This is a genomic window from Desulfuromonas carbonis (assembly GCF_054658035.1).
The window spans coordinates 1,278,002-1,292,917 of the sequence record NZ_BAAHXR010000003.1 but is presented as its reverse complement, the minus strand read 5'-3'; the positions used below and the strand labels follow the sequence as shown (position 1 = coordinate 1,292,917).

Annotated in this window: 13 protein-coding genes and 2 pseudogenes; 4 read left to right on the top strand and 11 right to left on the bottom strand. The window is 64.5% G+C overall.

Features of this window, described 5'->3' with window-relative positions; all coding sequences use genetic code 11:
* Positions 1-183: 183 nt before the first annotated feature.
* The 3 genes from ACYQ8E_RS12925 to ACYQ8E_RS12915 all read right to left on the bottom strand — a co-directional run bounded on the left by ACYQ8E_RS12925 (position 184) and on the right by ACYQ8E_RS12915 (position 4,375).
* Positions 184-1,527, bottom strand: coding sequence for a phenylacetate--CoA ligase family protein (locus ACYQ8E_RS12925; RefSeq protein ID WP_066722856.1), 1,344 nt, complete (start codon positions 1,525-1,527; stop codon positions 184-186).
* A 13-nt stretch (positions 1,528-1,540) separates the two neighbouring features.
* Positions 1,541-2,971 carry a 4-hydroxyphenylacetate 3-hydroxylase N-terminal domain-containing protein gene (locus ACYQ8E_RS12920; protein WP_459861064.1) on the bottom strand — a complete coding sequence of 477 codons (1,431 nt, stop codon included), beginning with the start codon at positions 2,969-2,971 and terminating at the stop codon, positions 1,541-1,543.
* A 267-nt stretch (positions 2,972-3,238) separates the two neighbouring features.
* Positions 3,239-4,375 carry a cysteine desulfurase family protein gene (locus tag ACYQ8E_RS12915; RefSeq protein WP_066722851.1) on the bottom strand — a complete coding sequence of 379 codons (1,137 nt, stop codon included), beginning with the start codon at positions 4,373-4,375 and terminating at the stop codon, positions 3,239-3,241.
* A 149-nt stretch (positions 4,376-4,524) separates the two neighbouring features.
* Here ACYQ8E_RS12915 and ACYQ8E_RS12910 point away from each other — a divergent pair.
* The 3 genes and pseudogenes from ACYQ8E_RS12910 to ACYQ8E_RS12900 form a co-directional block, all read left to right on the top strand.
* A pseudogene (locus tag ACYQ8E_RS12910) lies at positions 4,525-4,635 on the top strand (cysteine synthase A); the annotation flags it as partial.
* A 51-nt stretch (positions 4,636-4,686) separates the two neighbouring features.
* Positions 4,687-6,270, top strand: coding sequence for a nitrite/sulfite reductase (locus ACYQ8E_RS12905; protein WP_066722848.1), 1,584 nt, complete (start codon positions 4,687-4,689; stop codon positions 6,268-6,270).
* 15 nt (positions 6,271-6,285) lie between these two features.
* Positions 6,286-8,442 (top strand): FAD-dependent oxidoreductase, encoded by a 2,157-nt coding sequence (locus ACYQ8E_RS12900; protein WP_066722846.1) that lies wholly within the window; start codon positions 6,286-6,288, stop codon positions 8,440-8,442.
* Between the two features lie 28 nt (positions 8,443-8,470).
* Here ACYQ8E_RS12900 and ACYQ8E_RS12895 read toward each other — a convergent pair whose 3' ends face one another.
* Both ACYQ8E_RS12895 and ACYQ8E_RS12890 read right to left on the bottom strand, forming a co-directional pair.
* The gene (locus ACYQ8E_RS12895) at positions 8,471-9,292 is read right to left on the bottom strand and encodes a class II glutamine amidotransferase (protein WP_066722844.1); all 822 of its coding nucleotides are present in this window, start codon (positions 9,290-9,292) and stop codon (positions 8,471-8,473) included.
* A 2-nt stretch (positions 9,293-9,294) separates the two neighbouring features.
* Positions 9,295-9,594, bottom strand: coding sequence for a DUF2325 domain-containing protein (locus ACYQ8E_RS12890; protein ID WP_066722840.1), 300 nt, complete (start codon positions 9,592-9,594; stop codon positions 9,295-9,297).
* A 195-nt stretch (positions 9,595-9,789) separates the two neighbouring features.
* Here ACYQ8E_RS12890 and ACYQ8E_RS12885 point away from each other — a divergent pair, with 195 nt between their 5' ends.
* Positions 9,790-10,935, top strand: a complete 1,146-nt coding sequence (locus ACYQ8E_RS12885; RefSeq protein ID WP_066722837.1) for a MalY/PatB family protein — start codon at positions 9,790-9,792, stop codon at positions 10,933-10,935.
* On the opposite strand, the pseudogene ACYQ8E_RS18415 reads toward ACYQ8E_RS12885, so the two are convergent.
* The 6 genes and pseudogenes from ACYQ8E_RS18415 to ACYQ8E_RS12855 form a co-directional block, all read right to left on the bottom strand.
* Positions 10,868-11,361: pseudogene (locus ACYQ8E_RS18415) on the bottom strand (DUF3793 family protein). The gene ACYQ8E_RS12885 and the pseudogene ACYQ8E_RS18415 sit on opposite strands and share 68 nt — an antisense overlap.
* 106 nt (positions 11,362-11,467) lie before the next feature.
* Positions 11,468-12,280 carry a methyltransferase domain-containing protein gene (locus ACYQ8E_RS12875; protein ID WP_066722832.1) on the bottom strand — a complete coding sequence of 271 codons (813 nt, stop codon included), beginning with the start codon at positions 12,278-12,280 and terminating at the stop codon, positions 11,468-11,470.
* 19 nt (positions 12,281-12,299) lie between these two features.
* Complete coding sequence (locus tag ACYQ8E_RS12870) at positions 12,300-13,100, bottom strand: alpha/beta hydrolase family protein (protein ID WP_066722829.1); 801 nt, start codon at positions 13,098-13,100, stop codon at positions 12,300-12,302.
* Positions 13,097-13,219: a hypothetical protein gene (locus tag ACYQ8E_RS12865; protein WP_257722362.1), complete on the bottom strand. Its 123-nt coding sequence runs from the start codon at positions 13,217-13,219 to the stop codon at positions 13,097-13,099. The genes ACYQ8E_RS12870 and ACYQ8E_RS12865 overlap by 4 nt, the downstream gene beginning before the upstream one ends.
* 42 nt (positions 13,220-13,261) lie before the next feature.
* Positions 13,262-14,050: an ABC transporter ATP-binding protein gene (locus ACYQ8E_RS12860; protein WP_066722826.1), complete on the bottom strand. Its 789-nt coding sequence runs from the start codon at positions 14,048-14,050 to the stop codon at positions 13,262-13,264.
* The gene (locus ACYQ8E_RS12855; protein WP_082820095.1) at positions 14,047-14,913 is read right to left on the bottom strand and encodes an ABC transporter permease; all 867 of its coding nucleotides are present in this window, start codon (positions 14,911-14,913) and stop codon (positions 14,047-14,049) included. Before ACYQ8E_RS12855 ends, ACYQ8E_RS12860 begins: the two co-directional genes overlap by 4 nt.
* Positions 14,914-14,916 lie beyond the last annotated feature (3 nt).

Sequence of the window (14,916 nt, the reverse complement as noted above, 5' to 3'; positions counted from 1 at the left end):
TCCTTGCTGTGAGTTATTTGATGGGGTCCCCTGCCTCCGGTAGTTCCGGTCAGCCTCATGGACAATGACACGATTTTTTATATAACTATTAGTCTATCGTTTTTATAGATTTTATCATACTGTAATCGACAAAGTTGGTCAACAATATTTTTCTTAAAACCTGCTATTGAGATCGGGATTCTTTCAGCGCTGGTCGATGACCCGTTTCGCTTTGTGCACCGCCCGCGGCAGGGCGCCGTCGGCGAGAATATGGACGCCGCTCGGGGCGATGCCGTGGCGGTTGCGCAGCAGACTCTTCAGGCGTTCGATCAGCGCAGCGTCGTTGTGGGCCGTACCGTCGCGCCGTTCGACGTCAAGGGTGAAACGGGTCAGGTGCTGCTCGCGACTCAGGGTGATGCGGTATTCGCCGGTCAACTCCGGAATGTCACGCACCGCGACCTCGACATCGGCGGGGAAGAGGTTGACGCCGTTGACGATGAACATGTCGTCGGTGCGGCCGTGCACCCAGATGCGGGCATGGGTCCGGCCGCAGGGGCAGGGCGAAGCGTCGCGGGTGACAATGTCGCCGGTGCGGAAGCGAATCATCGGCCGCGCGCGTTTCTGCAGGGTGGTCAGCACCAGCTCCCCCTTCTCGCCGTCGGCCACCGCCTCGCCGGTCTTGGGATCGAGAACTTCAAGCAGATGGTGATCCTCGGTAAAGTGCAGACCGTTGCGCTCGCTGCACATGCCGGCGTTGGCGCCGAAGATGTCGGAAATGCCGTAGAAATCGTAAAGCTCGGCCCCCCACAGGTTCTCGATGGCGGCGCGGGTCGCCGGCAGGGAGCCGCCCGGCTCGCCGGCGACGATGATGCGGCTGATCGCCAGATCCCTGGCCGGATCGATCCCCTGCGCCCTGGCGGTCTCTCCCAAATACCAGGCGTAGGAGGGGGTGGTCCAGGTGACCGTCGGCTGAAACTCCTGCATCAGAAACAGCAGCCGCTCGGCCGGGACGGTGCCGGCCCAGAAGCAGAGGGCGCCGAGTTTCTGGGCGCCGATGACATCGGGGCCGCCGACGAAGAGGGAGAAGTTGAGGGCGTGCAGGTAGCGGTCGATGGCGCGCACTCCGGCGGCGTAGAAGAGGCGCGCCTGCACCTCCTGCCAGGCGTCGAAATCGCCGGCGGTGAAGGGGGAGAGGGTCGGCACGCCGGTCGATCCGCTGGAGGCCGAGGCATAGACCACTTCGGCTTCCGGCACCGCCAGCAGATCGCCGAGCAGCGGGACCGCCTGCTGGCGTTCGCGCTGCACCTGCTTGCTGATGAACGGAAAGTGCCGCAGATCGTCGAGGCTGCCGAGGCTGGCGGCGCCAACCTTGCTGGCGCGAAAGGCCTGGCGGTACCAGGGGGAGTGCTCGGAGGCAAAGGCGATGTGCTCGCGCAGCAGCTTCAGCTGCAAGGCTTCCAGCTGCGGGCGCGGCAGGGTTTCGAGCTCAGCGTCGCGGTAGCTGGTGTGCAGGTCTTCGCTTGGTTTTTCGAGCAGATTGCTGGCCATTGCTGTCTCCTGTCTAATTCTGATCGAGCCCGGCGATGCGCCGGGCGTTGGTCGCAAACTTTTTCCACGGCTCCAGCGCGCGCACCACCAGCCGCGCGCCATCCGGTGAGCCGCCGCCGTTGAGGCAGCCGGGGATGCCGCCGCCGACGGTCAGCCATTCGACCAGCCGCGCCAGGCGGGCGCGGGTCTCGCCGTCGGAGACCGCCGCCAGGGCCGTGAGCAGCTTGTCGCCGTAGAGCGGGCTGGTCAGATCCTGCCACGAGGGGAAGCAGCCGGTCTCGGTGATGCCGCCGCCGATCTCCTGGGCGAGGCGCTTGGTCTCGTAGGGGAGCATGGCCACCTGCACCTTGTTGATGTGCGCCAGCAGCGGGTCGGGAATCCACACCCCCGACGGGTGCGCCTGCCCCTGCAGGATGGCGCCGAGGCCGAGCCCGAAAGTGGTCTCGTTGTTGATCGCCATGCGCGTCAGCTTTTCCTGGAAGACCTTCTGCGACAAGCCGCCGGCTTCAGCCAGGGCCAGCACCGCGCCGATCATCACGTCCCCCTGGCCGGCGACGCAGGCACCGATCGGGGCGCGGTAGAGGGCGGTGAAATGATTGATGAAGACCCCGGCGTAGCGGGTCTGCCCCTGGATAAAAACCCGCTCGTTGGGGACGAAGACGTCGTCGAAGAGCAGAAACGCCTGGCCGACGCCGCCGGCCCTGGGGGCATCCCAGCCTTCTTCCTCGTCGCGGGTGTCGCTCGGCCGCCGGGTCTCCACCGCCGTCAGCCCGGCGACATCGCGCGGCACGGCAAAGGCCACGGCAAAGGCCTCCTCCCCCTCTTTCAGACCGCCGCCCGGGACGCAGACGATCTCGTGCGCCGCGGCGACACCGCAGATCTGGGCCTTGACTCCGCGCACCACGATGCCGTCGTCGCGGACTTCCTTAATGTGCAGATACTGGTCGGCCTCGCTCTGCGCGGCGGGACCGAGGGAGCGATCCCCCTTGGCATCGGTCAGCGCCCCGGCGGTGGCCAGGGCGTTCTCTTCGAGGTAGCGGAAATAGTTCTCCAGCCGCCGGTGGTAGTCGGTCCCTTCCGCCTGGTCGAGCTCCCAGGTCGTCGCCCACAGCGCATTGAGCGCGGTCCAGCCGGCGCAGGTCGCGCCGTGGCACGCCCCGGTGCGCTGGAACTGGGCGCGTTTCATGCGCGCGTTGGCGACCACGTCATCGGCGCTGCGCATCAGGGTGTTCCAGCGGTGGGCGCGCTTGCCGGTCAGGTGCGACTCACCGGTAAAGATGGCCGCATGTTCGGGGTCGAAGCCGGCGTCGTAACAATCGGCAATCGCCTTGACATGCAGCCGGGTGGCGGCATGGCGGGTGACGTCCTTGATTGGCTTGCCCCACTTGTAAAGATTGGGAGCGAGTTGCTTGAGGCTTTTGCGGTACTGGTTACCGGTTTTCATCGCGACTCCTTGCGCAGGGGGGGCCGACCCCAAGAAAAAAGCCGGGACAACTCCCCTTGGCATGCGCATGGCACGCCGCTGGGAATCGCCCCGGCCTCCGGTTTTTCCGGTCAGCACCAAAAGGGTAGTTGTTGGGGTGGTTGTTGCAGACTCTTTGGGCCGGCAGCGCGGTTGGCACACTGTCGACTGTGCCGATTATTAACCCGCCTACGGAAAGACTGTCAAGAAAAAAATTCAAAATCTATCGATTTGATAGTCTTTGCCTTGTCATCCGCGGCGCAATTCCCGGACCCGCCCGGCGATCAGTTCTGCCGCCCGCTCGATCTCTGCGCGGTCGCTGCCATGCCCGAGGCTGAAGCGCACCGCGCCGAAACCCTGCCCGCGCGGGATGCCCAGCGCCTTGAGCACGCCGGAGAGTTCGCCACTGCCGTCGTGGCAGGCCGAGCCGGTCGAGGCGGCGACCTCCGGCAGATGGGCCAGCAGCTCGGCGCCGTTGACGTCGGCAAAGCTGATGTTCAAGGTGTTGGGCAGCCGCTCGTTGGGGTGGCCGTTGAGAATCACACCGCCGGCGCGCTCCTGCAGCAGGCGATGGAAATCGTCGCGCAAATCGCGCAACCGCACCCCTTCGGCCGGCAGCCGCTCCTGCGCCAGCTGCGCCGCCTTGCCGAGCCCGGCGATCAACGCCACGTTCTCGGTGCCGGCGCGGCGGCCCGCTTCATGACCGGCGCCGTGCAGGTAAGGGTCGAGCGTGACCCCCTGGCGCACATAGAGCGCCCCTACGCCCTTGGGCGCGTAGAACTTGTGCCCGGCGACCGTCAGCAGGTCGACCCCCAGTTCATCGACCCGGGTCGGAATTTTCCCCACCGACTGGGCCGCGTCGCTGTGCAGGGCAATCCCCTGCTCCCTGGCGATGGCGCCGATCTCGGCCAGCGGCTGCAGCGTGCCGATTTCGTTGTTGGCGTGCATTACCGAGACCAGAATGGTGCGCGGGGTCAGGGCCCGCCCCACGGCCTGCGGATCGACCCGGCCGTGACCGTCGACCGGCAGCAGGGTGACGTCAAAGCCTTGCCGCTGCAGCCATTTCAACGGTTCGAGCACCGCCGGATGCTCGATCTGCGTGGCGATAATGTGGTTGCCGCGCGCCCGGTTGGCAAAGGCAAACCCGATCAGCGCCTGATTATTCGCCTCGGTGCCGCCGCTGGTGAAGACCACCTCCGCCGGCGTGCAGCCAAGCAGGGCGGCCAGCCGTTGCCGGGCCAACTCCACCACCTCCTTGGCCTGTCGGCCGTAAAGATGGCCGCTCGACGGATTGCCGAAGCGGGTGTTCAGCGCGGCAACAACCTCCGCCACCACCAGCGGGTCGACCGGCGTGGTGGCGTTGTAGTCGAAATAGATGGGATCCATCGGGTTCTCCGTAATCGGTGTCTTATTCTACAAGGGCTAGTGTGAATTTTTTGTCAAACATAAAGACGCTAACATGTCAACAATTGCAGTTACGTTTCTTGACAAATTTACTCAGTTTAGCGTATAAGTCAACCTGTAATTTGCTGAGCCTGAAGGAAGAGGATGGCGGCATCTTTTGTGGCGCGGCGGTCGCCGTCGCGGTCCGCCTCGATTCCGGCGAGCGCTACCTGACCAGCCTCCTGTTTGAAGGCCTGGTCTGAACGCAACGGTCCCCGCGCGGTGAAGCCTTGCTGGAAAAATGAGGTCAGAGCATGAAAGCACAACCTGAATTGACGCAAGTCGAAAAGGATAAGCTGGAGATCGATCCCGATTTCGATTTTCGTGAGATCGCCCGCCGCCCGTTTGCCGACATCACCCCCAATGAGCTGGCGATGTTCAAGTGGAGCGGCGTCTATCACCAGCTGCAACCGAGCTTCTTCATGATCCGCGTGGTGACCCCCGGCGGGCGCATGACCACCCGTCAGTTCAACCGCGCGGTCGATCTGGCCGCGGAATACGCCCAGCACGAGCTCTGCATCACCACGCGCCAGACCCTGCAGTTTCACTGGGTTCGCCAGCAGGATATCTACAAGGTCATCGAAGGGATGGCCGAGGTCGGGATCACGACGAAAAACGGCTGCGGCGATGTGCCGCGCAATATTATCGGCTCGTCACTGGCCGGAGTCGGAACCAACCAGATCGGCGATTCGCTGCGCCTGATCCGCTTGATGGCAGCGGATGAAGAGATCCAGAACCAGCGCAACCTGCCGCGCAAGCACAAGATCAGTGTCGCGCCCGCCAACGATGCGCTGGCGCAGACCCTGATAAACTGCCAGGGCTGGGTGCCGGTGCGACGTGGCGACAGGGTCGGCTGGAAATTTCACGCCGGCGGCGGACTCGGCGCCCGCCCCTTTCTGGCCAAGGTCATCTTCGACTGGGTTCCCGAAGAGCTGGTGCTGCCGGTCACCCGCGCCACCATCGAGGCCTTTCGTCGCCACGGCAACCGTCGCCAGCGCGCCCACGCGCGTCTCAAGGTGGTGGTGGACCGCATGGGGGGGGCAAAGTTCGGCGAGCTGCTCCTTGAGATCCTGCGCGAACGGGGGATCGCCGGGCTGGAACAGATCGAAGTCGCCAGCAATCCGGTTCCGACCATCGGCCGCATGTCCCTCAACGGGGAGGAAGTCATCCCCCAGCGCGACCCCGGCCTGAGCATCGTGCGCGTCATGATTCCGCGCTCGGAACTGACCACGGAGCGGTCCCGCACCATTTCGCGGCTGGCCGATGAGCTGGGTGGCGGGGTGCTGATGTTCACCAACCGTCAGAACATCGAACTGCACGAGGTTCCCAACCAGAACATCGCCGCGCTGCTTGACGCCCTGCACGGCGCCGGGCTGCGCACTGCCGGCCATGAGCATCTGCCCGATATCGTCGCCTGCGTCGGCAGCACCCTGTGCAAACTGGCGGTCTCGGACGCACCGGACGCCTGCCGCCGCCTCTACGCCGCGCTGGCGGACGATGAAAACGACTGGCGCAAGATTGGTCCGCTGCGTATCAACATCACCGGCTGTCCGAACAACTGCGCCCAGGCCTGGGTAGCCGATATCGGCCTGCGCGGCACCCGGACCCGCAACCCGGAAACCGGCAGCACCGAGGCTTACAGCATTTTTGTCGGCGGCAAACTGAGTGAGGCCGGCAAGATCGCCGAATATCTCGGCGACGTGGCGAGCTCGCAGATCGTTTCCGCGGTGCGCAGAATTCTCGACCTCTACCTTGAACAGCGCCGGAGCGAGAGCGAGCGTTTCGTCGATTTCTGCGCACGGCTCGGCATCGAAACCCTGCGCACCCTGATCGCCTGAAACGAGCGGACTTTTATGCAAAAACTTCTGGTACAAGCCCAGGCGCTCATCGACGCCGAGCAAATTGAAGAAGCGGTCGCCCTCTTGTGCGATGCAGGAGTCCCGACCGAAACCGCGGTGTGCGAGCTGATCGCGACCGCCTATCAGCGGCGCAGCGCCACGCGCGGCGATACCTTCGCGGCGAAGGTGTTTGCGCAGCGCGCTCTGGCGCAGGGGAGTCGCCTGCCGCTGATGGCGAAGATTGTCGCTGCCCGGCGTCAGGATCAACCATTGCAGGCGGGGGTCCAGCCGCAAACCTACCACTTGGGCGGCTGGAACGAACAGCGCCAGGAGATGGCCGCGCCCCTCGCCTCCTGCGCGCTCTCCAGGCTGCTCGGCCGTGCCGATCAGCCGAAAGACTTGGCCTGGCTTGAGCAGAATATTCCCTGTCAGAAAGCCTGTCCGGCCGCCACCGATATTCCCGACTATCTGGCGGCCATTTTTGCCGGCCGTCACGCCGATGCCTACCGGATCAACCTGCGCGACAATGTCTTCCCGGCCGTCCTCGGCCGCGTCTGCGCGCGCCCCTGCGAAGCCGAATGCCGCCACGGCTGGGACGGTCTGGGTGATTCCGTCGCCATCTGTTTTTCAAAACGGGCGGCGGCCGATTACCAAGATCAGGGGTTGGTCGTGCTCGACCCGTGGTTTGCGGCGTCCGGCAAGCGTGTTGCCATCGTCGGTGCCGGTGTCGCCGGTCTTGCCGCGGCCCGGCAATTGGCCCTGCTCGGCCATCAGGTTCGGGTTTACGAAAAACACCACCAGCCGGGCGGCATGCTGAATCAGGGGATTCCGGTTTTTCGCCTGCCGCGTGAAATTATCGATCAGGAGATCGCGCAGATCGTCGCGCTCGGCGTTGAGATCATCTGCAATACCTGCATCGGTGAAAGTCTTTCCCTGACCGAGCTGGCGGCAGAGTACGATGCCGTGGTGCTGGCCGCCGGCACCCTGCGCCCCAATCACCTTGATCTGCCGGGCAAGGAACTGGCGGGGGTGCGACACGGCCTCGACTTTCTGCTCGAAGTCAATACCACCGGCCGCGCCGAAGTTGGCGAGAAGGTGGTGGTCATCGGCGGCGGTTTTACCGCCATGGACTGTGCGCGCACCGCCCGCAGGCTGGGCGGAGCGACACTACAGCTCGAAACGGAAGAGGCAGGTCCCGTTGCCGCGGGCTCGATTTTGCGGATGCCGCAGGACCAGGTCAAAGTCATGTACCGCCGCTCGGTCGAGGAGATGCTTGTCACCCCGGGTGAACTCGAAGAGCTGGCACACGAGCAGATCCCCCTGCACTGCATGGTCGCGCCGAGGGCGTTCGTTGGCGAAAAGGGCAGGATCACGGCGATGCGCTTTGTGCGCACTGAACTCGGCCAGCCCGATGCCAGCGGGCGCCGCCGCCCGGTCGAAATTTCGGGCAGCGAAGTTGAAATCCCGGTTGACACGGTGCTGCTCGCCACCGGCCAGGTTCCCGACACCCGCTGGATCGATGCGAACCTTCGCCGGCAGCTGGTGCAGGAGGATGGCTGGCTTAAGAGCGGCGCGGCCCACAGCACGGCACAGGAGAATATTTTTGTCGCCGGCGACTTTGCCACCGGTGCGTGGTCACTGATTCAGGCGATTGGCCATGCCAAGGAGTGCGTCAGGGTGGTCGACCGGTTTCTGACGGGAACAGACCGGCTCAAGGATGTGGCGCAGATTGAGGATGTTACCGACAGCGGCCGGATTCGCGAGATGGACGCGGTACCGCTGCAGAGGATGCCGACCACTCCGCTGGCACGGCGCGATCTGATGACCGAGGTTGATCTGGGGTTCAGCGCCGAGACCTCCGGTGATGAAGCGCAGCGCTGCTATCAGTGCCACTTCAAATACGAAATCGACAGCGACAAGTGCATCTACTGCGACTGGTGCGTCAAAGCCAAACCACGTCCCGAGTGTATCCTCAAGATCAAGAGCCTGCATCACGACGCCAATGGCCGATTGACCGGCTGGAAGATCGCCCGCAAGGTCGATGAGGTCAGCCAGGTCTGGATCAACCAGGCCGACTGCATCCGCTGCGGCGCCTGTGTCGCCGCCTGCCCGGTCGATGCCATCAGCATCCAGAAGGTCTCCCTCCATGCCGTTTGTCCGGTGACAGGTTAAAACCGCGTCCGGGCAAACCCCCTCAGATTCACCTCAACGGACTGCTCTCCAGCGACTGCACCGGACTGGGCGCGGTGTCGGCCTGTTCGACCACCTCCCCCTCGCGAAACATCCACAGGGTGCCGGGGCGCATGTCGACCCAGGCCTCGTTGTCGGTCAGCGGCAGCGAGGTGATCACCGCCACCCGGTCGCGCGGCGTGGTCAGTTCACGGAAATCGACAGCCACATCCTCATCCACCAGATGCGCCTCGCCGAAGGGTGCCTGACGCACAATATAACTGAGCCGCGTCGAACAATGGGCGACCATCACCTGCCCGTTGCTGAGCAGGTAATTGCTGATCCCCTGCGGGGCAAATTCCAGGGTCAGCTCCTGCAGGACGGCAAACAGCGCGGCCGGTGCCGGGGGCGTGGTGCCGAAGCGCTGCTTGAGGCTTTGCAGCAGCCAGCAGAAGATCCATTCGCTGTCGGTGTTGCCGACCGGCATGAAATTGCCATCCAGGGCAGGCTTGAACAGCGGCAGGTGGCCGTTGTGGGCGAAGAGCCAGTGCCGCCCCCAGAGCTCACGCTGGAACGGATGGGTATTCTCCAGGGTCACCACCCCTGCGGTCGCTTTGCGGATGTGAGCGATGACGTTCAGCGACCGGATCGGATAGGATCGCACCAGCTCCGCCAGCGGCGAGTGGGCGGATGGCTGCGGGTCGAGAAACAGCCGCGCCCCCTTCCCCTCGAAAAAGCCGATCCCCCAGCCGTCGCCATGGACGTCGGTCGCCCCGCCGCGGCGGCGAAAACCGGTAAAGGAGAAACAGATGTCGGTGGGGACGTTGCAGTTCATCCCGAGCAGTTGGCACATGGTCAGCTCCGCGTTGCGCCCTGCTGTTGCAGGCAATTCAGGCAATCCCGGACCGCGCAGACCCCGCACTGATGCGACATGGAGACCGGAATCCGCTGCGCCCGGGCGACCTTCATCACTTCGCGCCGGGCCCGGTGGGAGATCTTGCCGGTGAGCAGCAGCACCGCCTGGCAATGGCTGACCTTGGCGGCAAGATTGGTTTCCGCGGTATTGTAGACGCGCAGCTCGATCCCGAGCTTCTGCGCCTCTTCCCGGTAGTGGCGCTGCAGCCGGTCAAGTCCGCCGATCAGGGAAATCTGCATGGCCGCTCCTGCGGAAAAAACTTTTGACTTCTGGCCTTCTGTCGGTGAAAATGCTATAACCCTATCGTTTAGATAGAATTTAAATCGGGCAGGCGGGCCCTGTCAAGATGTTTCTGCGGTTTTCGCGAAAACCAGCCACCCACCGCGGCTCGCAGAAGGAGCCCCCCTGTGGACAAACGTCAGTGAGGATTCTTCATGCCGCAACCGCTTTTCGATTTCGACCAGCTTATCGACCGCCGCCAGACCGGCAGCGAAAAATGGAACCGCTATGCCGGTCGCGACATCCTCCCGCTGTGGGTGGCCGATATGGACTTTGCCGCACCGCCGGCGGTCCTGGCCGCCCTGCATGAACGGATCGACCATGGGGTATTTGGCTACACGGCGCCGGGCGACGGGTTGCGCCGGGCGGTCATCGACCACCTGCAGCGGGACTTTGCCTGGCAAATCGGGGCGGAGGAACTGGTCTGGCTGCCGGGACTGGTGACCGGCCTGAACGTGCTGTGTCGCGCGGTCGGCGAAAGGGGGGACGCAGTACTGACCAGCTCGCCGATCTACCCGCCGTTTTTATCGGCGCCGGGGTTGTCCGAACGCGAGCTGCTGGATGTGCCACTGGTGCTGCGCGAGCAACGCTGGCAATTTGATTTTGCCGCCATCGAAGCGGCCATCACCCCGCGCACCCGGCTGCTGCTGCTGTGCAACCCGCACAATCCGGTGGGGCGCGCCTGGAGCCGCCCGGAACTGGAGGCGCTGGCGGAGATTGCGCGCCGCCACGATCTGGTGATCGGCTCCGACGACATCCACGCCGGGCTGGTGCTGAATCCGGAGCAGCGCCATATACCGATCGCGACCCTCGATCCGGGGGTCGCCAGCCGCTGCATCACTCTGCTCGCACCGAGCAAAACCTACAATATCCCCGGACTCGGCTGCTCCTTCGCGGTAATCTCCGATCCGCAGCTGCGCAAGCAATTCAAGCAGGCGATGGGGCGCATCGTGCCGCACGTCAACACCCTGGGGCTGACCGCCGCCGAAGCCGCCTATCGTCACGGCGAACCGTGGCGGCAGGAGTTGCTCGCCTATCTGCGTGGCAATCACGAACTGGTGACGCAGGCGATCGCCGCCATGCCGGGGCTGGCGATGACCCCGGTCGAGGCCACCTGTCTGGCGTGGATCGACACCCGCGCCCGCGGCCTTGATCAGCCGGGGCAATTCTTCGAAGCCGCGGGGGTCGGCCTCTCCGACGGCGGCGATTTCGGCGCCCCCGGCTTCGTGCGCCTTAATTTCGGCTGCCCGCGCAGCCTGCTGGTTGAAGCGCTGGAGAGGATGAAAAAGGCGCTGGGGTGAAGGTCGTTTTGTCGATGACAGTCAAATCGGCAAATTGAGCAGTATTCAAACCGGCGGCATCGCTAAGGGGGCCGAGAGTCGTTGGGCCATGTTGCCGGCGCAGCTGCCGGTAATGCTCGGCCAACCACAGGCTGCGGCGTGGCTGACCGTAGATCTTCAAGAGTTGCTGTGAGCTGAGCGGTCGCTTCCTCCAGCCGAGAAAGGCGGCCACGTCCTTGAGCGGATAGCCAGAAAGACACCGACCTCATGGGGGCAGGGTTCCTCGCCGAAACGCCGCCTCAGGTGGGCCAGCGCCGCCCGCCAGTCCTCCGGCGCCGGGTAGCCGGCCCGGCGTAGAAAAGCCGCGGCGTTGCATTGCGCCTGCCGTTCCTCTCTCCCGCCGTTGAGTCCCTCCCGCAGCGGGCAGACGCCGCAGTCGTGGGTCATGAAAACCCCAACAGGTTTCGGCAGCGCTCCACCATCATTTCCCTGCGTACTTTGGGAGATACCGTGTTGGTGAAGATCCCCATCGCTTCAACGTTTTTCTGCGGAATTAGCCTTCCGAAGCCGGCTTGCGCGCGATCAGTGCCGCATAGCCGATCTGGCCGAAAAACCGTCCTTTCCGCGTGCGCTGCCGGGCCTCGCCCTTCATTGCCGCTGCCAGCTCCCGCCCGATAACTCCTTCCTCGGCCAACGCCTCGGCACCGCGATCGACCACGCTCAGCAGGTAGTCGGGCCGGGTTTCGCTGTAGCTGAAGGTGCGAAAGTCGCGGACCGTGAATCCGGCCCCCTCGGCCAGGCCCGGCGCGCGCCGGGCCAGCCAGCTGTCGTGGATGAAGGCACGACGGAAGGACGCGGCGCAGAGCTGCAGGGGATCGAGGTCGTCGGTGCCGAAGGTGGTTGAGGCATAATCGCCGTCGAAGACCGCCAGCCAGCCTCCCGGCACCAGCACTCGAAAGGCTTCGTGCAGCGCGGCGGCCGGGTCGGTGAGGTGGCAGAGGGAGGTGTGAAAAACGACCACGTCCTGACTGGCGTCCGTCAGCGGCAAAGCCTCTGCGGAGCTTTCCCGAAATGTCAGTTTGCACTGATTCGCGGCGAGTTGCCGGGCTCTGCCAAGCAGCACTGGCGACGGATCGATGCCGATCACGGCACCGACGTCGGGGATTTGGGCCAGCACCCGGGCCACCGGCCCGGTGCCGCAGCCGACCTCGACCACACGGGCTCGGGCGGGGAAGTCGATCCGCTCCAGGTAGGCGCGCAGCATCGCCCGCTGCTGCGGGTCGGCGGCGCGTAGTTCCAGGATCGCGGCGAGCTGCTCGACCTGCTGTCGGGAGGCGGTGTCGATGGTGTTGTAGACGTCGGTCATGAAGTCCTCGGGGTGTCGGTCACCCGGTCAGGCGCCAGCCGGATTCCACCCGCCCCCCCTGGGCGGAGAACCAGTCGAGCGCCCGCCGGGCCTGAATATCGTGCTCGCCGTCGAAAATTTCCAAGAAGAAGCGCCGGGCGCCCAACGCGTGCAGTCGTTCGGCGAGGCGCCAGCTGTGCTGCCAGGGGACCAGGGGATCGAAGCGGCCGTGGTGCAGAAAGAGGTTGGTTTCGGTCAGGGCGGCGGCATGTTCCAGCGGCGAACGCTCGCGATAGCGCCGGTCGATGTCGGCCGAGGCGCCCGGAGGACCGCCAAGACAGGCCTCGATGTGCGGCGCGTAGTAGCTCGCCTCGCCGTGCCAGAGGGCGAGATCGGTGATCGGCACCCAGACGCTGACGGCACGCCAGCGGGCGGGGTCCGCCGCCGCGACCAGCAGCGCCAGTTGTCCCCCGCCGCTGCCACCAAGCAGAAAGAGCCGCTGCCGGTCGATGGAGAAACGCGCCGTTATCCAGGCCGTCGCATCGAGCACATCCTGTCGCGCCAGGGGTGAGCCGGCAGCTTGCTCCGCATGGGGATTGCCGGCCAGGTTGGGGCCGCGCGCCTCGGGCAGCAGCAGCGCCCAGCTGCGCTCGCGGCAGAGCGGCAGCAGGGTCTCCAGCTGATTGAAGCGGTCAAAACTCCAGGTGTGCAGGGCAACCAGCAGTGGAAAAGGACCATCCCCCTCGGGGATGAAATACAGGTTTGGCTCCGCTGAGCCGTCAAGCAAGGAAGGGATGCGGATTTCCCGCACTCCCATGCTGTCAAGGTCTTTGCGACTCACACCAGAACTCCTTTCGATGGACGGTGCGCGGCGATCAGCTCGCCGCCGGGTTCGAGACTGGCGTGACCAAGGTCGAGTTCCTGTTGATAGGCAAGAGTGTTCTCGTCAATACGGCGCATGAGGTACTCGACTTATCCCGGGTGCTAACACGCCGCCGGTCCTCAGATCGCATAGGCAAAGGGCTGCTCGGCGCCGTGAAAAAAGTGACCGTAAATCTCCTTGCGGATCTGCACAAAATCGTAGCTGCTGCGATCGCGCGGGCGCGGGAGGTTCACCGGGAGAATTTTTTTGATCGTCCCCGGCCGGCTTGACATGATCACCACCCGGTCGCCGAGGAAAATCGCCTCGTCGATGTCGTGAGTGACCAGGACCATGGTGGTCTTCTCCACCTCCCAGATCCGCAGGATTTCCTCCTGCATCTGGATCCGGGTCAGGGCATCGAGGGCGCCGAACGGCTCGTCGAGCAGCAGCAGTTCGGGACGGGTGACCAGGGCGCGGGCGATGGCGGCGCGCTGCGCCATGCCGCCGGAGAGCTGATCGGGGTAGGCGCGGGCAAACTTTTCGAGACCGACCAGCTCGATATGCTCATCGACCGAGCGCTGCTGCTCGACGGTCAGTTTGCGGCCGAGGCCGAAGGCGACATTTTCCACGACTGTCAGCCAGGGGAGGAGGCGGTGTTCCTGAAAGACCATCCCCCGCTCCAGGCTCGGGGAAAAAATCGTTTTGTCGCCCAGGCGGACACTGCCGGCTGAGCTGGTTTCCAGCCCGGCAACGATGCGCAGCAGGGTGCTCTTGCCGCAACCGCTGCTGCCGACGATACTGACAAATTCACCCGGTTCGATGGCGAGATCGACCTGTTCCAGGGCGACGATTTCATCGCCGTTGACCTGAAACGATTTCTGCAGCTGGTCGATGGCGAGGGCCCGTGGGTGGGCCGGGGTGACGGTCATATTCCTGCTCTCCTTCTCTCTTTGCCGACCGGATGCGCCCGGCGTTGCCAGCGCCGGCCGACGCTCTCCAGCAGCAGGTCGGTCAGCTTGCCGAAGATGGCAAACAGAACAATGCTAGCGATGATGATCGCGGCACGGCCGGTCATCTGGCCATCGACCATCAAAAAGCCGAGCCCCCTGCTCGCCCCCATCAGTTCGGCGGCGACGACGAACATCCAGCCGAGCCCCAGCCCGCTGCGCAGTCCGACCAGATAAGCCGGCAGGGTTGCCGGCAAAACGATGCGCCGAATCAACTCGATCCCTTTAAGCTGAAAGATCCGACCGACTTCCAGCAGTTTGCGGTCGACCTGCAAAATACCGCTGTAAAGGTTGAGGTAGACGGGGAAAAAAACCCCGACGGCGATGAGGCTGACCTTCGAAGATTCCTGCACTCCGAGCCAGAGCAGAAACAGCGGCACCCAGGCCATGGACGGGATGTTACGCAACGCCTGCAACAGCGGGTCGAGAAGTTTGCGCGCCAGCGGCAGGTAGCCGGTGAGGGTGCCGAACAGGGTGGCGGCGATCGCACCGAGTAAGAATCCTGCCGCGATGCGCCACAAGGTGATACCGATATGCCCGAGGAGTTCCCCCTGCCGTGCCAGGTCGAAAATGGTGGTGGCGACGACGCTCGGCGCCGGCAGCCAGTTGGGCGGGAAGACCCCCATGCGGGCGAGAATCTCCCAGACGGCGACCAGCAGGGCCGGCAGCAGCCAGCCCAGCAGTGGATCGGGGAGCCGGAGTCCGCGCCAGGCGCGGACTCCGGTCCTGGTCAATGTCTTTGTCAACGCCGCCGCAAGCGCGGTTTCGTGACCGTAGCTACTCATGAT